General features: G+C 51.5%; 5 protein-coding genes and 1 riboswitch (1 of these 6 running past the window's edge). All 5 genes read right to left on the bottom strand.

Annotation, left to right across the window (positions count from 1 at the left end; genetic code table 11):
- Positions 1 to 18,180: the start of a non-ribosomal peptide synthase/polyketide synthase gene (locus tag AC50YG_RS05150; protein ID WP_494825154.1), read on the bottom strand. 23,181 nt of this gene lie to the left of the window's left edge; 18,180 of the gene's 41,361 nt are visible here — the first part of the coding sequence; it begins with the start codon at positions 18,178 to 18,180; the stop codon falls past the left edge of the window.
- A 624-nt stretch (positions 18,181 to 18,804) separates the two neighbouring features.
- Positions 18,805 to 19,389 (bottom strand): hypothetical protein, encoded by a 585-nt coding sequence (locus tag AC50YG_RS05155; RefSeq protein WP_494825155.1) that lies wholly within the window; start codon positions 19,387 to 19,389, stop codon positions 18,805 to 18,807.
- A gap of 118 nt (positions 19,390 to 19,507) precedes the next feature.
- A complete protein-coding gene (locus AC50YG_RS05160) occupies positions 19,508 to 20,476 on the bottom strand; it encodes an EamA family transporter (RefSeq protein WP_494825156.1) in 969 nt (322 codons plus the stop codon).
- Positions 20,477 to 20,558: 82 nt separating this feature from the next.
- A riboswitch (purine riboswitch) is annotated at positions 20,559 to 20,685 on the bottom strand.
- A 65-nt stretch (positions 20,686 to 20,750) separates the two neighbouring features.
- A complete protein-coding gene (locus tag AC50YG_RS05165) occupies positions 20,751 to 21,998 on the bottom strand; it encodes an MFS transporter (protein WP_494825158.1) in 1,248 nt (415 codons plus the stop codon).
- Between the two features lie 197 nt (positions 21,999 to 22,195).
- The gene (locus AC50YG_RS05170; protein WP_494825159.1) at positions 22,196 to 22,942 is read right to left on the bottom strand and encodes an RNA polymerase sigma factor; all 747 of its coding nucleotides are present in this window, start codon (positions 22,940 to 22,942) and stop codon (positions 22,196 to 22,198) included.
- Between the last annotated feature and the right edge of the window lie 45 nt (positions 22,943 to 22,987).

The following is a 22,987-nucleotide window of genomic DNA, read 5'->3' on the forward strand; positions in this document are numbered from 1 at the left end:
TGCATCCAGCACGTATACTTTTAGCGTAGGAATCGGACGGCCGATATTGCTTTTCGCCTGCTCAATCTCTACCTCGGTAATCTCTTTGTACGTGACATGTACCGTCGTTTCCGTAATGCCGTACATATTGATCAGCTGCGTCGCCGGATATTTCGCTCTCCAGTTTTTTAACAGTTGCGGGCTTAATGCCTCACCACCAAAAATGACCTTGCGCACGCTAAGCATCGGCGCTTCCTCTGCCAGCGCTTCACGCAGCAATTGGTAGAAATAGGTTGGTGTCTGGTTCAAAATCGTCACTTGCTGCTCAGCAAGCAATTGCAGAAACTGCGCCGGATTTTTTGCCGCAAGCGACGGCACGATGACCAATTTCCCGCCGTACAGCAAAGCCCCGTACATCTCCCATACCGAGAAGTCAAAGCAGAACGAGTGGAACAGCGTCCACGTATCCGACGGGCCGAAATCAAACAGGTTTTTGCTGTTGAACAGCAGCCGCACAACATTTTTATGCTCGATCAAGGTTCCTTTCGGCTTGCCTGTCGTCCCCGATGTGTAGATGACGTAGGCCGCATTGCTCGGCACATTGACGGATTCCAGATTGGCCCCATCTTCATGATAAGACTGCTCATGATCAAGCAAAATGACCGTGCCTTCAAACACAGCTTGCTGCTGCCGATGCTCCTGAACCAACAGCACCTGCGTCCCGGAGTCTTCCAGCATGTAGCTGATTCGCTCCTGCGGATAGTCCGGATCAATCGGCACATATGCGCCCCCTGCTTTTAAAATCGCCATCAAGCCAACGACCATTTCCAGCGAGCGCTCGGCCATAATGCCCACCAATTGATCAGGCTTCACACCCGCAGCTCTCAGTGTTCGGGCCAAGCGATTTGCTCGTTCGTTCAACGCCCGATACGTCAACTGCCCCTGCTCAAACCGAACGGCTACAGCATTCGGATTTCGCTGCGCCTGCTCCTCAAACAGCTGCTGAATCGTCTTCTCCCGCTGATACTCCGCTGATGTATCGTTGAAACCGTGCAAAATCTGTGCCAGCTCCTTACTGCTCAGCATGCTCAGATCGGCAATTTCTACTTCAGGTGCTTCAATAATGCTGTCTACCAAATGAGCAAAATGCTTCGCCATCCGCTGTGCCGTTTCCCTATTGAACAAAGCTGTTGCGTACTGTAGGCTGCATGATAGTCCGTCGCTTTCTTCCCGAACATCCAGAACAAGGTCGAATTTAGCTATCGCGTATTCGCTCTGATATGGCTTTAGTTCAAGCCCTTCCATACGAATGCCTGTGTTTTCTGTATTTTGAAGGACAAACATGGCGTCAAACACTGGATTGCGGCTTAAATCACGATTAACCTGCACGTTTTCTACCAATTGTTCAAACAAGTAGTCCTGATGCTCATACGCTCCGAGCGCCGTTTCCTTCATTTCCTGCAAATAGCTCAAAAACGGCATGCTGCCGTGCGGATATGTGCGGATCGCAAGGGTATTGACGAACATTCCAATGAGCGGCTCTATGTCCGGATGCATTCTGCTTGCAATCGGCGTACCGACAATAATGTCTTCTTGCCCGGAGTATTTATGCAGCAAAATCGTATACGCCGCGAGCAGCACCATATACAAGGTCGATCCATGCTGAGCAGCAAGCTCATGTAACGCATCCCTCTGATGCGAATCGAGCTCAAAGTCAAACGCAGCTCCATCGGACTGTCTCACCGCTGGACGTGCGGCGTCCGTCGGCAGCTCCAGCACGGGCAATTCTCCAGTCAAGGCTTTCAGCCAGTAGGCTTCATGCTCCTTCATTTGTTCTTTATTGGCCTCAGACTGCTGCCAAACTGCATAATCCTTGTACTGAATCCGCAGCTCAGGCAGCTTCTCCTCCCGATAGAGACGGGCGAATTCCTCCACCAAAATATCCATCGACGCGCCATCAGAAATGATGTGATGCATATCCAGCAGCAGCACATAGCGCTCTTCCGCCCATTCGATTAATTCGACCCGCAGCAGCGGCGCCTCGCTGAGGTCAAACGGCTGCACGAAATCGCGCACACGGGCTTCGACCTCCTCCTTGCTTGCCTCTACATAGGCAACCTCAAAGTCAACCGCTTCCTTTACCCGCTGCATCGGTTCGCCCTGCACCAGCTCAAATTCGGTACGCAGTGTTTCGTGACGGGCAATCAGGAGCCCGAACGCTGCTTCAAAACGCGCTCGGTTTAGCGGTCCTTCCAGCAGCAGCATCCCCGGCATATTGTAGCTTTTCCCCGCTTCTTCTAGCTGCTGTAAAAGGTACATCCGTTTTTGCGCCGAGGACAGCGGATAGTAGTCTCTGGCTTCCACTCGTGGAATGGCCGCATATGCCTTCTGTTCCCGTACGCTAATCACCGCTGCCAGCTCTTCAACGGTCGGATAAAGAAACACCTCTCTTAACGGCACCTCCGTCTCCAATGCCTGATGCATACGCGATACCAGCGTCATCGCCCGGAGCGAATGGCCGCCAAGCGCAAAGAAGTTGTCGCGAATGCCGACGCGTTCAAGTCCCAGTACTTCCTCCCACAGCCGCGCAACTTCCGCTTCGACTGGTGTCCGTGGCGCGACATACGCCGCTTCGCTCTGCCCCCCGACTTCCGGCTTCGGCAGCGCCTTGCGATCCAGCTTCCCGTTAGGCGTTAACGGCATCTCCTGCAGGAATAGGAAGTACGACGGGAGCATATACGAGGGAAGTCCCTCGGCCAGCTGGCTTCGCAGCTCCTTCGCTCCCAGCTCGCTGCTGCCCGTCACATACGCGCACAATTCCGCTGCGTCCGTCTCCCTTTCTCCAGTGATCACCGTCACTACCGCTTCTTTTACCCCTTCGATTTGCAGCAGATGCGCTTCCACCTCACCCAGCTCGATCCGGTAACCCCGTATCTTCACCTGATGGTCCATCCGGCCCATATGCTCCAGCCGACCATCCGGCAGCCACCTGGCTAAATCGCCGGTCCGGTACATTCGCTCCCCGGGCACAAACGGATGCGCGACAAACCGCTCCTTCGTCAGTTCCTCGCGGGCCCAGTAGCCTCGGGCTACGCCTGCTCCTCCAATGCACAGCTCTCCCACCGCTCCGATCGGCTGCACCTGCAGCGCCTCGTTCAGCACATACACCTGCGTATTCCCCAGCGGACGGCCGATGCTCATTTTTCCGCCTTCGCCCACTTCTCTCAGGTGTTCAAACGTCGACCAAACCGTCGTTTCCGTCGGCCCGTACATATTGTACAGCTCCGCCTCCGTTTGACCCCGCAATTGTCTTTCCAGCGTAGCAGGGAAGGGCTCCCCACCAATCAGCAGCGCCTGCATCGGACGCAGCGCTGCTGCACTGCGCGCATCCTCCAGCAGCATCACCAGCCGGGAAGGTGTCGTCTGCATCATCTGGGCCGGATGCTTCGTGAGCAGCGCAGCCAGCTGCGCGGGGTCCTGCTGCTCCGCTTCGCTCGCCAGCAGCACCTGCATGCCGCAGCTCAGCGGTACCCAGCTCTCCGTCACGAAGATGTCGAAGGACACCGTCGTCACACTGAGCATGGTTGCAGATGGTGCAAAGGGCAGGGCTTCCACCATCCCCGTCATAAAGTTGACCACGTTCCGATGCTCCACCACCACACCTTTCGGCGTGCCGGTCGTCCCCGAGGTGTAGATGACATACGCGCTGCCTTCAGCGCAGGTCTCCACCTCCGTTGATGCCGTAGAATAAGCTTTCAGCTCCTCCACAGAGGCGAACCTCACCTGCGAAGCCTGCTCCTTCTCCTGTCTATCTGAGGCATGCTCCTCCTGCTGTCCATCTGAAGCCTTCTGCTGTCCGTCAGAGCCCTGCTCCTCCAGACACAGCACCTGACGCAGCGGGGTTTCTACCCAGCCCGCCACCGTTTCCCGCTGGGCTTCTTCGCTTAAGAGAATGCCGATTCCAGCATCTCGAACCATCCCTTCGATGCGGCCGGCTGGCAGCGCTGGATCCAGTGGCACATAGGCCGCACCAGCTTTCATAATCCCCAGCAGAGCGGCGATCAGCCAAGGCGAACGGGACAGCAGCACACCGACACGGTCTTCGCTGCTCACGCCATGCGCGCGCAGCCAGCCCGCGATGCGGTTGGCTTGTCCGTTCAGCTCGTCGTACGTCCACACGGACAGTCCGCTCACCAGCGCCGGATGACCCGGCGTTCGTGCAGCCTGCTGCTCGAATAGCCCGTGCACCGTCGCGTTCTCAGGGAGCTCCAGCTCCGTAGCGTTGAATTGCACCAGCAACTGCTCCCGCTGACCTGCCGTCAGCAAGTCCATGCTTCCCAGCGTTGTATGCGAATCGCGGGTCACTTGACGCAGCAGCTCCGTAAAATGAACCACCCAGCGCTCTATCGTGCCCTGCTCAAACAGCTTCACCGCATATTCAAACGTGCAGCGCATGCCCTGCTCCTCTTCACTCACCGACAGCGTCAGATCGAATTTCGCCGCTCCGCTTTCTAATGGGTACGGCGTCCATTGCAGATCCGCCAGCTCCAGCTCCGACTGCTCCGTGTTTTGCAACACCAGCATCGCATCAAAAAGCGGATTCCGACTCAAATCTCGCTGCCTGACCACCTGCTCCACCAATTCCTCGAACGGGTAGTCCCCGTGTTCGAAGGCGCTTAGCGCCGTCTGCTTCACTTCCTGCAAGTAGGCGGAGAACGATTTTTCCCCCAACGGGCTTAGTCGCAGCGCCAGCGTGTTCACGAACATCCCCAGCATGCCCTGCAAGTCAGCATGCGAACGGCCCGCAATCGGCGTGCCCACGATCAGCTCCTCCTGACCGCTTAACCGACCCAGCAACGCGCTGTACGCCGCCAGAAGCACCATATACAACGTCGCTCCATTCGCCCGGGCCAGCTCCCGCAGCGCTGCTGACAGCTCGCTGTCCAGCTCGAATTCTACGTACGCTCCCTCGAAGCTGCGCACCGCCGGAAGCGGATAATCAAGCGGCAGGCTCAGCACCGGCAGCTCCCCGGCGAACTGCTTCAGCCAGTAGCGCTCCATCTCCCGATAAGACGCGCTTTCCCGGTAGCTTTGCTGCCAAACCGCATAATCTTTATACTGCAAACGCAGCGGCTCCAGTTCTTCTCCTCCGTACAGCTTCGTAAACTCCTGGACAAATATACTCATCGACGTGCCGTCGGAAATAATATGATGCATGTCGAACAATAGCAAATGACTCGCTTCGCCCATACGCACCACTGTCGTCCGCAGCAGCGGCGCTTCGCTGAGGTCAAATGGACGAAGGAAGGTACGAACGCGCTCCTGCGCTTCCTCCTCTGCCGCCTCCTCGTAAGTCACCGAGAACACGGGAGTCGCCATAATACGCTGCATCGGCTCCCCGTCCACTACTGCGAACCCTGTCCGCAGCGATTCGTGGCGGGCCACCAGCGCTTGCAGCACCCTTTCCAGCCGCTGACGATCCAGCGGTCCCGACAGACGCAGAGCGACTGGCATGTTGTAACTAAGCTCCGCTCCCTCTAGCTGCTGTAAAATGTACAGGCGCTTTTGCGCTGAGGACAGCGGATACGCCTCCTGAGCCTTCACAGGCACCAGCGCTTCAAATTCGCGCTCGTCGGCTGTTTCTAGTACGGCCGCCAGGCCTTCGACCGTAGGCGAAAGGAATAACTGCCGCAGGGGCACCTCGGTCTCCAATACCTGATGAATACGCGATACGAGCGTCATCGCACGGAGCGAATGGCCGCCAAGCTCGAAAAAGTTGTCGCGAATGCCGACGCGCTCAAGCCCTAGCACCTCCTGCCACAGCAGAGCCAGCTTTGTTTCTACTTGCGTCCGTGGCGAGACGTAATCGCCTTCCGCCAAGCTTTCCGTCGGCTTCGGCAGCGCCCTACGGTCAATTTTGCCGTTACGCGTAACCGGCAGCTCTGCAAGCTGCACGAAATAGGCCGGTATCATATATTCCGGCAAGATCGTTCTAAGCGCTGCACGCAGCTCGGCAAATGTATATTCACGCTCACCTGCCACATAAGCGCACAGCTCATTGCTGCCGCGTTCATCTTGCAGCGCAATTACAGCAGCCTCGCGAATCCCGTCCAACTCTAGCAGCTTGGTTTCGATCTCACCCGGTTCGATTCGGTATCCTCTAATTTTAACCTGATGATCGATACGGCCTAAGTACTCAATGTTTCCATCGGCCAACCAGCGGGCCTTATCCCCCGTTCGGTACATCCGGGTTCCGGGTGACCATGGATTAGAAAGGAATTTCTCACTTGTCAAATCAGGCTGATGCAGGTAACCTCTGCCGACACAAGCGCCCCCAATATACAGCTCGCCGGCTACGTTGATCGGTTGCAGTTGCCCCAAAGAATCGACAATATAAACAGACGAATTGCTAATCGGTTTACCAATCGGAGGCAGCGTAGCCACCGGCTCTTTCGGCATTATCGTATACGTCGTAGCCACATGCGTCTCGGAAGGACCGTAATGATTGTGCAGCGTTACGCCCTGCTCCCGCAAAAATTGCTGTAGTGTATGACCAACAATTAGCGCCTCTCCCGCTGTAATCAAATGCTTCACGCACTTCGGCCATACCGATTCATAAGTCGGATCGTTCCAGACGAATTTGACAAACGACGAAGGCAGAAGCAAGGTCTGAATGCCTCGATCCTCCACATAACGGAAAAGCGCAGTTGCATTTTGGCGCATCTCCTCCTCGATCAAGTGCAGCGTTCCTCCGGCAAGCAAGGTGGAGAAAATTTCCTGATAGCTCACATCAAAGCTATACGAAGCATACTGCAACACATCCTTGTCAAACGGAATGGAAGTATGCTCATATTGATGCATAATCAAGTTGATGAGGTTGCCGTGTTCAAGCATGACGCCTTTAGGATTGCCTGTCGTACCCGACGTATAGATGACGTAGAGCAGTCGGCCGCTTTCGTTCGCTGCCAGACTCTGTTGCTGCTCACGTGAGACCTCACTTGTATCGCTGGAGCTAATTGTCGCAAGAAGCTGTTCGATGATTCTCGTTTTGCTGCGATGGACAAGGTTATCATGCGTTTTGGCGGAATCCGAATCCACCAGCAGGCAAGAGACTTTAGAATCTTCCAGCATGAACGAAATTCGTTCCTCAGGGTAGGAAGGATCAATCGGAAGGAAGGCCGCTCCCGTTTTCAAAATGCCAAGCAAACCGATAATCATTTTGGGAGAACGTATAGCCATTAGCCCTACAATGCTTCCGCCGCCGATCTGCTCTTGTCGTAGAGCAGCAGCCATTTGATCCGATAAACGGTCAAGTTCCCCGTAAGTAAGCATGGTATCGCCAAATACGAGCGCAGCCGCTTCCGGTGTTTTCTCCGCCTGTTTATGAAATAACTGATGCACATTTGTGTCTTCGAGCTTCTTCACAGGCCCGTCCATCCACTGATGCAGAGTCATCAAATCTTGTTCATTAAGCAAATTCGCCTTGCCGAGCATGACGTCTGGCTCAGCCACGGTATGCCGAAGCAGTGCGATAAAATGATCTTTAAAACGTTCAATGGTACCCGCCTCAAACAGCGATGTCGCATACTCCAAGCTGCCATGCAGCTCATCTGCGGACTCGTTGACAAACAAAGACAAATCGAATTTTGCCGTCGGGTTTTCCATCGGGACAGGAATGATCTCGACATCTGACATATGCAGAACAGATCGTTTCATATTTTGCAAAGCGAACATCGCATCAAATACCGGATTCCGGCTCACATCCCGGTGTTGAACGACTTGATCGACAATTTCCTCAAACGGGTAGTCCGCATGTTCAAACGCTGCCAAAGAAACTTGCTTGATTTCCTCCAAGTAGTCCCTGAATGTTTTGTTTACAGACGGCATTGATCTAATGGCTAACGTGTTCACGAACATCCCCATCATATCGGACAGGTCGACATGAGGACGACCAGCAATCGGCGTGCCCACAATAATGTCATCTTGACCTGAAATTTTCGCTAGGAACACGTTGTAAGCAGCAAGCAATACCATAAATAAAGTAGTCCCTGTGTCTTGCGCCAGTTGTTTTACATGGGTGCTCAATTTTGCATCTATGACAAAATCCAGCCGACTTCCCGCAAAGCTTTTTATAGCTGGACGAGGGAAATCCGACGGCAAATGAAGAATCGGGACCTCACCGCCAAGCTGCTGTACCCAAAATTCTTTTTGCTTGACATACGTTTCCGAGTGTTTGTTAAATGCATGCCATACCGCGTAATCCTTGTAATGAAGGGATAGTGGCTCTAAACGTTTGCCAGCGTACAGCCTTGTCATCTCCTCGATGAAAAGACTTATTGAAGTCCCGTCAGAGATGATGTGATGCATATCAAACAGCAGCAGATGCTGCGTATCGGTCAGCTTCGTCAACTGAATGCGCAGCAGCGGAGCCAGGCCCAAATCGAAAGGACGCATGAACGCCCGAATCATTTCTTCTATTGGTCTGTCTCCGGCTTCCCCGTAAGCCAAATTGAAATCAACCTCTGCGGTAATTTTTTGAACGGGCTCGCCATCAAGCATATCAAAGCTGGTCCGCAGCACTTCGTGGCGGGCGATAAGCTCCTTAAAAGCGCGTTCCAGTCGGGCAAACTCCACTCGGCCAATGAATAGCAGAGCCGCAGGCATGTTATAGCTCATTTCCGCACCTTCAAGCTGGTGCAGCACGTACATCCGCTTTTGCGCGGAAGACAGCGGATAGTAGTCACGCGGAGCGGAAGGCCGCAGACCCTCAAATAGGTCTTTCCCTCGCTCCTCTATACTGAGCGCCAGCGCTTCAAGAGTCGAAAAACGGAAGATATCACGAATCTCCACTCGCACATTCATTACTTGATGGATGTGCGATGCCAGCGTCATCGCGTTTAGCGAGTGCCCTCCCCGTGCAAAAAAGTTATCTCGTGCTCCCACTTGCGACGTCTGCAATACGTCCTCCCAAATTGCTGCTAGTTGAGCTTCCGTCGTTGTACGAGGGGCAACATATGGCGCAGTTGCCGCTGTATCGTATGCAGGCGCAGGCAATGCCGATCGATCCAGCTTCCCATTTCTCGTAAGCGGCAGTTCCGTAAGGCGGATGTAATACTCAGGAACCATATACAAAGGCAGAGCTGTGCTCAGCTGATATCTCAATTTTGAAGGATCTATCACACCGTCGCTAACATAATAAGCGCAAAGCATTTCGTTTCCAGGTGTATCTTTCCGAATGACGACTGACGCTTGACGAATATCGGCGTGCACCAGCAGACGCGCTTCAATTTCGCCCAGTTCAATCCGGTATCCCCGAATTTTGACCTGCTGATCGATTCGTCCCATATATTCGAGATTGCCATCAGGCAGCCAGCGAGCCAAATCCCCTGTTGCATACATGGTTTTACCTTCAATAAACGGATCAGGCTTGAATTTTTCCTTCGTAAGCTCAGGCTGGTTCCAGTAGCCTTTGGCTACACCGGCACCTCCGAGGTGCAGCTCTCCCGGTACGCCAACGGGAAGCATCTGACCGCCAGCGCCCAGCACGTAGGCTGTCGTTCCGCCAATCGACCGTCCAATCGGAATGCTCGTCATCCCGAACGTCTCACTGAGAGGGAAGGCAGTCGAAAACGTAGTGTTCTCCGTCGGCCCGTATCCGTTCCATAACGTGATGGACGGGCTAGCCTTCTGAACAGCGTGAACAGGCTTCGGCAGCAATATTTCTCCACCCATGATCAAATGCTGAAGCCCATCAAACATTCCCGCTTCCTCATTGGCCAAGTGGTGAAATAGCGATGTTGTCAAAAACATGACCGTAATGCGGTTTGCTGCAATAAAATGTCCTAATCGTCTCGCGCTCAGCAGTACGTCTTTTTCTACCGGGTACAGCGCTCCGCCATGAAGCAGCGCACCAAAAATTTCAAATGTTGCCGCATCAAAGCTGACCGAGCCGGTCTGCGCATAACGATGATCGCTATGAAACGGCACATACCCGCCTCCTGTCACCAGGTTGACGACATTGCCGTGTGTGACCAGCACGCCTTTTGGACTGCCTGTTGTGCCAGAGGTGTACATTATATAGGCAGGATCATCGCTGCGAATTTTACGGATCGTGCGCGATTCCCCGTTGTCCTCCAGACCTTCCTCCAGAAGCATATCAGCATCGAGCCTGATTACCGATCCCTCATACCGTTCCGGCACGCGCAAATCGCCAACAACGATCAAGCATTCCGCGCCACAATCGTTCAATATATACATGTGGCGGTCATCCGGAGCCTCCGGATCCATAGGAACGTAAGCGCCGCCCGCCTGCAAAATGCCCATGACTGCAACAACAAACTCGATGGAGCGCTCGGCCAAAATACCAACAGCCGCTTGAGGCAGCAGCCCTTTTCTAATAAGGTTCCCGGCTACAGCTAAGGACTGGCACTGCAATGCCCCGTACGTAAGCTGCCGCTCGCTGCATACAACGGCCAGCCGTTCAGGATGATGATGGACGATTTCTTGAAAACGCTCTGTAATAGACACTTGTATCACAGGCGACACAGGTAGCCCGCTGTAGGCCATAAGCTGTTCATGTTGCTCTTGCTCACGAAGCAACCTCGCTTCGGCAAGCCGCGTATCCGGCTCAGCAACTACATGATGCAGCATGTCCGTAAAATAGCGGCACCAGCGCTCTATCGTTTCACGAGCAAACAATGCCGTGGAAAACTCCAGGGAGCAGTAGTAGCCGTCCGGATGCTCGTTAACCTGAAGCGTGAGGTCAAACTTCGCCGATGTTTCGGCAAACGGATACGATTCTACGCTCAAGTCAGGTAGCGCAATGGGCAACAAATCGGTATTTTGCAGCACAAATACGGCATCGAACAACGGATTGCGGCTCATATCCCGCTCTCTGACAACCTGATTCACAAAATCCTCCAAAGGATAATCCGCATGCACTAAAGCATCCAGTGTCGTTTGTTTGATTTCCTCTAAAAATTGAGCAAAACCCTTTGGTCCTGAAGGGAATGTACGCAAAGGCAGCATATTAACAAACATCCCCATCATGGATGACAAATCTGCATGCGGACGTCCAGCAACAGGGGAACCAATGATGATCTCATCCTGGTTGGACAGCCGCGACAGGAACGTACTGTACGCCGCCAGCAGCACCATGTATACGGTGGCCCCTTTATCCAACGCGAGCTTTTGTACCGCCTCCGACAACTTATTGCCTAGCTTGAAATCGACTCGGCCCCCTGCAAAACTGCGCAAAACCGGACGTGTGTAATCGGCAGGAAGATGCAGCACAGGCAGTTTTCCGCCCAAATGCTGGAGCCAGTAGCCCTCCTGCTCCAGATACACGGCACTTTGGGCGTATTTCTGCTGCCATACGGCATAATCTTTGTACTGCAGCCGCAGCGGTTCCAATTTTTCTCCAGCATACAGCTTCGTAAATTCTTCTACAAAAATGCTCATTGACACGCCGTCCGAGATCATATGGTTCATGTCGAGCAGCACATAGTGCAGCTGTGCTTCCACGCGTACAACCTCCACGCGCAGCAAAGGAGCCTGTCCAAGATCGAATGGACGTACAAACTCCGCGATTACGGCATCAAGCTGCTGCTGCTCCGCCTCCCGGTAGGCTGCGGCTATCTGCACATGCTCATGCACTTGCTGTACGGGCTCGTTGTCGATGAATGCAAAGGATGTTCGCAACGCGTCATGACGCAAAATGAGCTGCTGCAAAGAGGACTCAAAGCGTAATGGGTCCAGCATGCCTTCCATCCGCAGAACGGCGGGCATGTTGTAGCTGACTTCTGCTCCTTCCATTTGTTGAAGCACGTATAGCCTTTTTTGCACGCTCGTAAGTGGATAATAGTCCATCTGCGTCGCTAGCTCTAGAGCATCGAATATTTTCATCGACCTGGTTGCGATCACTTCTGTCATCGCCTCAACGGTCGGGTATTGGAACAGATCCCGCAGTGTAACGTCGGCCTGAAGCTCTTTTTGCATGCGAGCTACAACAAACGTGGCCTTTAACGAATGCCCGCCTCGTTCAAAGAAATCATCCCGAACCCCGATCGGACGTACGCCCAGCACTTCCTGCCACACTTCGATCATCCTTCGTTCTGCCTCTGATCTCGGAGCCAAGTAGCTGCCATCTTTGGTCAGATTGCTGCTGTCAGGAAGCGGAAGCGCTCGGCGGTCCAATTTGCCATTGGCAGTCAGCGGCATTTGCGGTATTTGAACAAAATAAGACGGCATCATATAAGACGGCAATGCCAAGCCAAGCAGCTGTCTTAATTCCTTCACTGCGTATTCCCGCTCCGCTACAAAATAAGCGCATAAACTGGCGTTGCCCTCTGATTCCTCGATCACAGTGACGGTTACCTCATTCATTTCTGGAAGCGTTAATAGATGCGCCTCAATGTCGCCGAGTTCAATCCGGTTCCCCCGAATTTTCACTTGATGATCGATTCTTCCCAAATACTCCAACGTGCCATCCGGCAGCCACCTGCCCCAATCGCCTGTTCGGTACATACGTTCGCCCTGTACGAAAGGATCAGCCGTAAACTTGGATGCCGTCAATTCCTGTTGATTCATATACCCTCGGGCCAAGCCGGCCCCAGCAATGCAAAGCTCACCCGGTACACCGAGCGGATTCAGCATGCCTTGTGCATTTAAAATATAAACCCGCGCATTCGGTATGGGGCGCCCAATGGTTACAGCCGTCTCTTCCGTTAGTTCCACTGCTGTCGTCACGACGGTATTTTCGGTTGGACCGTATTCATTCATCAGCTGCATATCGGGATTCATAGCCTTCAGTCGACGAATTAAAGGCAGGCCAACCGCCTCGCCGGCTACTACCGCACTTCGCACCGAGCGCCAATCCATATGCATCATACTTTCCAGCATGGCAGAGTAGAAGCTCGGAGGGCTTTGCAAATGGGTAATTTGATGGCTCACGATCGCTTCGCGAATGGCTGAAGCATCTTTACTGCCTTGATCACTCAAAATAACAACGGCTGCCCCTGAGACGATAGGCCCAAAAAAGTGAGTCACAAACGAATCAAAAATAAAAGGATTCAACATCAACGCTCTATCTTGCGGGCCAAACGAATAGTGGCGTTTTTTCCACTGTATCGTGTTCGCCAAGCTGCCGTGTTCAATCATAACGCCCTTAGACTTCCCTGTAGTACCCGATGTGTAGATGACATAGGCCAAGTGTTCTGGAGCGAACGAGCGTTTCACTGCCTTCACTGGGATCTGCCGTAGCGGGTGGTCCTCAAAATACAAAACAGAAATGTCCTGTTGGAGTTCCGCAACAAGCGGCTCATACGTTCTGAACGTAAGCAGCACTTGAGGGCGGCTGTCCCCTAGCATATACCGGATGCGATCGATCGGAAATTCAGGATCGATCGGAAGGTAGGCTCCCTCTGCTTTCAAGACCGCCAGTATGCCTACCGCCATTTCTAACGAACGATGAGTCATAACAGCGACAATCGTGTCCGCTCCCACTCCCTGCCCCCGCAGCTCAGCGCCGAGCTGCTCTGCCCACTCATTGAGCTGCCGGTAGCTCAGCTCATCCTTTTCCCAAATGACAGCCGGTTGGTCTGGAGTTTGCATAGCTTGCTGCTCAAATAACGTTAGCACCGAGGTTGCTGGGCCATAGTTTTTCTTAGTCCCGGCAAACCGGCCTAACAATTGCTCTCTTTCCTGACCCGTTACTATATCGTATGTCCCTAGCTTCGCATCCTGGGAGCGAGCAGCCTGAACCAGCAGCTCATGGAAGCAATCGCTCCAGCGTGTTATCGTACGATGTCCAAACAAAGCGGAGTCATACTCCCATCTCAATGAGAAGCATTCCTCCCGCTCCGTCACGGTGAGTGTCAAGTCAAACTTAGCTGCCGTATAATCCAATGCGTGCGGAGTAACATGGACATTGGCAAGCTTAAACTCCTCGTGATCCGCATGCTCCACAACGAGCATCGCGTCAAAGAGCGGATTGCGACTTAGATCACGCTGCTGAACAATGCGCTGGGCTAATTCCTCAAATGGGTAATTCCCATGCTCAAAAGCAGACAATGCCGTCTGCTTCACTTCGCGCAGATAGGCGGCAAACGTTTTGTCGCCTTCCGGGTGCATGCGAAGCGCCAAGGTATTGACAAACATACCTAACATGCCTGACAGATCCGCGTGCTGACGCCCTGCAACAGGCGTTCCGACAACAATCTCCTCTTGCCCGCTGATTCGCGACAACAGCGCGCTGTATGCTGCTAGCAGCACCATATATACGGTGGAACCGCTCTTGCGAGCCAGCTCCCGGACCGCTGCTGCAAGCTCGCCCCGAAGCTCGGCGTCTACTCGGTTTCCTTTAAAACTGCGTACAGACGGGCGAGGATCGTCGGTCGGCAGCTGAAGCACAGGCACGTCTCCGGCAAACTGATCCAGCCAATAGGCTTCCTGCTTGGCGTAATCTTGTGTGTACTTGTAGGCTTGCTGCCATACAGCGTAGTCTTTATATTGCAGCTGTAACGGCTCCAGCGTTTCTCCGGCATAAGCTGCAGCTAGCTCCCCGGTCAAAATTTGCACAGAAATACCATCCGAGATAATATGATGCATGTCAAACAAGAGCAGATGCCGTTGCTCCCCAATACGTACAATCTTTGCCCGCAGCAGCGGAGCCATGCCAAGGTCAAACGGTTGGATGAAAGTCGAAATTTGCTCGTATGCCTCTTTTTCCTCTGCTTCCTCATAAAGAAGGGAGAAGACAACCTGCTGATGCACATGCTGAACAGGCTCTCCATCAACAACTGTAAATGAAGTGCGTAAAGCGTCGTGCCGAGCGATAAGGACGCCCAATGTTGCCTCCATCTGCTGCTTATCCAGCGGGCCTTCCAAATGCAAGACAGCTGGCATATTGTAGCTAAGACCCGAAGCATCCAATTGCTGCAGCATAAATAGCCGTTTCTGCGCAGATGACAGCGGGTAATACGGCTGATGTGGCGCAGGCATAAGCGACTCGTAAATATATTCGGTGGCTGAGCTGACCGCCTCGGTTAAATCTTTGAGCGTTACAGCCTGAAAAATGTCCCGCAAGCCGAGCTCTATCTGAAATTCCTGATGGATGCGCGTCAGCAGCGTTATGGCTTTCAGCGATTGGCCTCCAAGATCAAAGAAATTGTCTTCCAGCCCGATCCGCTCTTGACCCAGCACCTCCTGCCATAACGCAGCCATCCGCTGCTGCGCATCTGTAACTGGACGTATGTATAATTTGGAGGAAACTATTTCATCCAGTGCAGGCAAAGCTCTGCGATCCACTTTGCCGTTTGTTGTTAAAGGCAGTTTCTCCAGTTTCTTAAAGGCAGCAGGCACCATATAGTCTGGCAGCATCGAAGACAAAAATGCTCGCAGTTCGGCCGTTTCCAGCACTGCTTCTGCTGTGTAATATGCGCAAAGCACCAGCTCTCTCTGGCGATCTGGCATGACAGCAACAACCGCCTCGCGGATGGATTCAATTTCTAGCAGACGCGCTTCAATCTCGCCCGGTTCGACCCTATAGCCCCGAATACTGAGCTGGTCGTCCAAGCGCCCGAGAAACTGCAAATTTCCGTCCGGCAGCCAGCAAGCCTGGTCCCCTGTGCGATACATGCGCCCATCTTCAACGAATGGATCTGGAGCGAATCGCTCGGCCGTCAGTTCCGGTCTGTTCAGGTAGCCCCGAGCTACACTGGCTCCGCCAATGCACAGCTCCCCGTGCACGCCAACGGGCTGTAAGGTTCCACCCTGACCTAGCACGTAAAGATTGACATGAGGAAGCGGCCGACCAATCGGTATGCTTCCTTCCTGAGGCAGGATGCCCTCCATCCCCATTTCATAATAGGACGCATCAATACATGCTTCCGTTACCCCATAACTGTTGAGAATGCGCATGGCAGAGCCAAAACGCTCGTGCACCCTCTGAAAGTCTTTCGCAGGAAAGCGGTCAGAGCCCATAATTAACAACCGCAGTTGCCCCGTACTTAAATCATTTTCATATATATAATCCATCAGCGGTACAAGCAATGCTGGCGTCGACTCCAGCAGCGTAATGCCGTATTCGACGATAGTGGCATGGAGACGAGGCAAGCTGAGACGAGCCTCGTCCGAACATAAGACAAGCAGCCCTCCACTGAGCCATGCTCTGGCCAAATCGCCAGCAAATACGTCAAAAGAAAAGCTCGCCAATTGCAGGAGCCTTACCTCCATAAATTCCAGCTTATATTCATGGCCCCAAGACCTCGCTGTTTCAGCCCAACTGAATTGATCGACCATAACCCCCTTCGGTCTGCCTGTAGTTCCAGACGTGTAGATGACATACGCAAGCTGTTCAGCAGAACAATGATGTAGCAAATTGGCCCCATCCTCGCCATAGCTTGCCTCTTGTCTCAAATCAATGACTTGGCAGTCGTCAGGAATAGCCATAATGACATCATCTGCCGTAAGCAGGATACGTGCTTCGCTATCCGACACCATATAGGCCAGCCGTTCAGCAGGCAGCGAATTATCCAGCGGAATGAAAGCCCCGCCTGCTTTTAATACAGCAAGAACAGCGGTCACGATGAGCGGAGATCGTGTTCCCAAAATGGCCACAGGCTCCCCTTGGCGTATGCCTTGTTGACCCAGTGTTCTCGCCAACTTGTTAGCTCGCTCATTCAATTGACGATAGGTCAGCGACGAGCCGTCAGATCCCGCAACAGCGGTACGATCTGGTGTGTTTGCAGCATGCGCCTCGAACATTTCGTGCAATAAAAGCTCTTGTTGGTGCTTCATCCGCCGTCCAAAGCTGTACGAGCTCAGTACGTCCTGCAGCTCCCAAGAAGGCAGAATGTTAAAACGTCCTATCGCTTGCAAAGGATCTGTTATGGCTTCTCTAATCACATGCAGCAAGCGTTGAATCAAAAGGTCAATGTCTTCGCGTGCAAACAGGTCTGTTAAATAATCGATTTGAATAGCCATCTCGCCTGTTTTTACATGTTCGCGAATGTGCACCGTCAATTCGTTATCTTGATGATCATTTCCGAGCGGCTTCGTCTCATATTGGAAAGGTGCGTCAGCGGGCAGCGCATCCCACTCCATCGGATGGTAATTGAAAAATACAGGTAGCAGCGCATCAGTAAAACCAAATTGGTTGCGAAGCTCAGGTACAATCCGGTTAAACGGGTATTTCTGATGCCGAATCAGCTCGCTTTGCTTGCTTTTCACCTGTTTCAGGAAATCTGCGAACGACCATGAAGTATCCAGCCGCATACGGAAAGGTGTCGTGCTGACCAGCATCGCCACCATCGCTTTCTGTTCCCGCGATGTCCGATTGGCATACATCGTTCCGAGCACGATCTCCTCATCGCCGCAAATTCGCGACAAATACAGACAAAGAGCAGCCACGAACAAGTTAAATGGGGAAACTTGCTGTCCCTCACAGAAAGCATGGATAACGTTGGCTTCGGATGCAGCTATTTCATAATATACACAGCTTGCCGAACTGCTCGCTAGCTGCCTCGCGCTTTGGGAGGAGTCAATCCGTGTAATTGGGGGAAGCGTGCTGAACTCTTCGTCCCAGAAGGCCTTATCTTTTAGAAAGCGGGAAGATTGCAAATATTGTTCCTCACTTTGCAGCAGCCCCGTACAAGCAGGCGACGGTTCCTTAGGAAGCTCCTCATGACAAAGCAAGGCCCTATAGCCGCTAATGATTTCATTCCCTATCAAATTGAGCGAATAGCCGTCAGCAATAATATGATGAATGCTCAAAAACAATCTGGCTTCCTGCTCTCCAGTCCGAAGCAATGTGAACTTAAATAAAGGGGAATCAAAAAGAGAGAATGGCTGACGCGACAGAAAATCGACGTTTACCCGCCATGCTTCAGCTTCACTTTCTCTTAAATCCACAACATGAATGTCAAATGGTTCATAAAGCACAACATAGCTGAGAGGCTCCTCCCCCTCCCTATACAGCAATTGCATGCGCAAAGCTTCATGACGAAGAGCAAGATTTTGCAGCACTTCCAGAATCAATTCCTCTTGTATCGTCCCCTTGATGGTAAGTAAGCTGTTAAGTGTGGCTACCGTGGTATGGGGATTCAGCAGCTCCATGTACCATATTCTTCGTTGTGCTTCTGTAAGCACGTAAACAGCGCCTTCATGTTCTTGAAGTTGCAGCTTGGTTTCACTCATTGACATGGAATGACCCTTCTTTCCTTTAACATATTTATTAAATCTCTATTTGCTTGTGTAAAATTTGCTGCATGGTTTCAGACATAATTGTGGCGGACTCTACAAAGGTACCCGACAAAAAATGCACATTAGGGGAGAAGAAGCTCGAATCGTTGGATTATATTACCTTTTCTACAACCGAAGCTAAACTCCTCTTTATCAAAATGTAAAAATTTATTTAAATGAATATAAAAAGTAAATAAGGGTTATTTTGATAATCTTTATAAAATGCCTGTTCTCCGATTCCAGAAAGGAATCCCACAGGCTACAACGAAAAAGCCGGAAATTTTCATTCCCGGCTTTCTGTTCCTTATTTTTCAACTAAAGTAAAGGTATTCATTTATAGATAAATACTGATTTATCAGGATTCCTAGTCAAGTAAAGGGACTTAATAGCGTTTCTCCTTGGTCTGCAGGAGCGCAGTCGCATGATTTTCGCAAGTGAAAAATGCAGCGTTTTGGCTAGCAAGTGTCGACTGTACTTACTAGCCAAAATTTCACCACAATTCAAAAGTAGAAAATTCTAAAAAACAGAAAAAGCCTGATTGCTCAGGCTCCCTCCTTCATTATGGCAGTATCGCATCGTGAGCAATTACTTGTTCCGCCTGCCGTAGCGACGATACACGATCACTCCTACTGCAATAACCAGCACCAATAATACGATACCCATCACAATCCTGCTTGATAAGCTGCTTTCTAGGTTCTGACTACTCTCTGCAGTACTCTCGGATATGGGCGTCGTTTGCAACTTAGCTACCGATTCTTGTGCTTTCAGATCCAATTCCTTGTCCTTCAAAAAAGCCGCCATTTCCTTGCTGACTGGCGTTGTCATGGAAGGCGCGCATAGCGGATGCTCCCATTTCCCGTCCTTCTCTTTCAGAAAAAAGAGATACTCCACGCCCTCTTCGCTCGGCCCATTTAAAGCTCCCCAGCTCGGATCTTCTGATACGGACAGTGTGCGTGCTTCAATTCCCTTATAGCTAGTGCTCACGGTCAGTACAAGCTTATTGTCACTGGCAAAGATCGTTTTGTATCGTTCATTTACTTTAGCAATAACGATACCGTCATACCAATCAAAAGCCTCAGCTGGTGTTCTCATCTGTGCGCAAGATAACGCAGACACCTGTGATGGGAGCAGCCACAATAGCAGGAGCGACAAAATCAGCCATTTTTTCAATGCTTACACCGCCTTTTTGCTACAGACGGAAAATTCAGCTAAATGTTTCAAAGGTTGATAAAAAAGAAGTTATGCCTTTTGAAAATCTGCCCCTTTTTAACAAAAAAGCAAACGCTAGTTAAGCAGCCATTGTACGCTGTGAACGCCCTTTAAAGCGTTTCAGCTCTGGCAGCAAAATGCCCATCAGCACGACAACGACGCCCACCCATTGCAGCATGCTTACATGCTCATTCAATATAAGGGCCGACATCGTGACAGCTACAGGAAGCTCGGCTGCGCCTAATACGCCAGCCATGCCTTCACCAATATGCGGCACTCCGATTGCGAACAGAACAGGCGGGATAAACGCACCGAACAGCCCTAGCAGGAAACCGAACACGAGCAGTTGACCCCAAATCAAACCATTAAACAGAAACATTGGCGGGAATAAAATAAACACAAGCAGCAAACCGCCAGTAATCATCCAAGCACTGCGGTAAGCCGGGTGTACAGCTGGCACCGCTTTGCCGCTGAACAAAATAAACATGGAATAGCTCACGGCGGACAATAAGCCGAAAATGATGCCGATCCAGTTGAACTGGGCAGCGCCGTCCTCCATAATGCCGGCAGCAAGCAGCGTGCCTCCGAACAAAACAATCAATGCTAGCATCATAACGCCTTTAGGACGTTGACGCTTGCTGAATGCTTGAATCAATACGCTGATCCATGTAAATTGAAACAATAAAATAATCGCCAGCGAAGCTGGAATATAACGAAGCGAATGATAATACAACAAGCCTGTTATAGCTGTCGGCATACCCGCAAGCATTAGCAACACTCTGCTTTTCCACGTCAGCTTAGCGGCAAGCGCTTTGGCAGCCTCGGCCGCTTGAGTAACAGGAGAAACTGCGTTTGAAACCGTACGGGCTTTGCGCTGCTCCCGCTGTTTCGTATAAAAAGCCAGCATCCAGGCCAAAATAAATCCCGTCAGCAGCTGCGCACCAACCACTTCACCTAATTGGTAGCCTTGACCATAGGCAAGTACCACGATTGTTGATAACACACCGTAACTAATCGCACCGAATAAAACCGATAATAAATACTTCATTTGTGTCCTTAAACCTCCTTGATTGTCTCTCTAAACTTTCCCAGACAACACAAAAATCCTAACCACATAGCAACGATCAATACAGCTTGATCCTTGTTATCGTAGTTAGGAAGTAAAGGCTTCCTGTAGATACCCCCGACCTGTTCTTATATCCAGCTGCAGCTGAATACGGCTTACGAGGTTATACGAAAAGAAATATATGGTTTGATGCCTTGCTGTCATCTGATGTTAGATCGTAATTCATTCTACATCTTACATGACAAGTAAGGTGGTGTCAATTGTTTTTCATTGAAATATTATGGGAAACCGCTTCTGACCTGCTCCAGCCCCGCTTTTTATGTTTTGCAGCCGTCGTCATGCTAATGATCAAATATACGAGTAAAAAGATAATCATGACGCCAGCAGCGCAGCGATACATCATTTCATAGCTCGTTGCTGAGGCAATGGCACCTAATAAAATAGCCCCTGTCGCAACACCAAGATCCGTTGCGTTATAGAACATGCTATTCACAGCTCCATGCTGCTCCGGACTTGAGCTGCGCAGCATCCAAGCTTGGATCGTTGGCTGGACAGCGCCGAATCCTAGACCATACAGCAGCGCCGATATGATCAGCAGCGAAATGGAAGTCGTAAACGACAGAACCGTCAAGCTTGCAATGACACATAACGCACCAGGAATAAGCACTGCGGCATGGCCTTTGCTGTCAAACAATTTGCCGGAAATCGGGCGAACGATGATAATCGTCACCGCATTAAATAAGAAAAACAAGCCGATCTGGTTGATCGCAAGCTTTTCACCATACAAGGCGATAAAGCTTAATATCCCGCTGTATGTTATCGACAGCAGCACATTTAATAGCGCGGGAAGCACAAGCTGGAAATTAAAGGGCGGCTTGCTTGCGGCAGCCCGTTTCCGCTCCTCCTGGCTCTGGCGCGGAGGCTCTGGCGGAAATGGACGAAACCATATCATAATCGGGATAACGAGCAAAATAGCTGCCGTTCCCGTTATGCTTAACGCCTCAAAACCGAATTGCTTCCAAATATTCAGCCCGATCATGGGGCCAATGGACATCGCAATGCTGGTGGACAAGCCAAAATAGCCAATCCCTTCCCCAATACGCCCAGCGGGAATAATTTGCGATACGAGTGTGGGAATAATCGTACTGGCTATGCCAAAGCCAATGCCATAAAATACACGCATGATGAGCAAGGAGCCTAAGGATTCAGCCGTGATATACATAGCGGTAAAAAGGGCAGCAAGCACAATGCCGAAGTACAAAATGGCCAATCGAGGCATTCTTTTCATCACAAACGCCGTCATAAAACGTGTTAAAATCGCAGAAACAGCAAACACGCTCGTCACGAGGCTGACCGATACGTCACTCGCCATAAAAGTGCTTTTCGTATAAGCCGTAAGCGGAGAAAGCAAAAGCTGCAAATTAAAGAAAACTAGAAAAGAGCAGACGGTTAGCGTAATAAATGCAGTAGTCCATAAGCGCGGGCGTTGTTCCTGAGATAGCATGCCGTTCCCCCTCATTGATGCATAACTCACATAGTTGACTTAGGCAATTATAATTCAGGCAACTATTACTGTCAATGAAAGCGGCATGACTTGGATCGTTTGTTAGACACTGGACTGCACTCGCTAATGATTAGAAATTAATCAGCTACTCATGCACAGTTAGCTTTTTCACAAACCGATAGCCCGTAATTTAGCGATTAGGCTGCATGGTGTAAAAAAGCATATTCCAGCGCCATATTCCGCGCTTCTGCTGGAACCGTCTGGCGCCGTGACGCAAGGCGCCCCAGCTCATGCTGGGCCATGTGGATGGCCAGCTCTGGATCATTTTCGCTAAGCTGCATTAAAGCGGCAACTGCCTTCATATTGCCTGACAAATAGGCAGAGGCCAGCGCCCGTACATAGGTTTTCATTTGCTCCTCCTGCGGCTGGGGCAGCCCATCCTGAAGCAGCTGCTGGCGCACAGCTATAAGCGCTTGCCTGGCACGGTGCAGCGCCGCTTTAACAGCCCCATCCGTCATCCCCAATATTTCCGCAGCTTCGATGCTGGAGCAACCGTATACGTCCCGCAGCATAAAAACAGCCCTTTGAGCCGTTGTCATATGCTTCACCAGCACATGAAAAACAATTTCAAGCTCGCTAGCTTCTTGATTATTTATTGCGATTTCCTGCTGATGCAAATGCAGCAGTTCTCCGCTTATTTTTTGCCAGACTGCTTTTCTGCGGGTTTGGTCGATCCAGCTATTTTTGGCAATGCGCCGCAGCAGCGCCTCGGGATTCTGATGGCTGGCGGCATCCGCAGCGAGGCTCGCCTTCAGCCACGATTCCTGCGCCAAATCTTCGGCATCCCAGCTTGAGCCTGTCAGCGAGATGCTGTACTTGCGCAAGCCTGCAAGCTGCTGCACGTTATATTCGTTCGGTAAGGCGGTTTTGTTTTTCAAACGCATGGGACACGCTCCTCTTAACCAGATTCCGGGCGAAGACGCAGCAGA

This window comes from Paenibacillus sp. J31R34 (assembly GCF_059383715.1).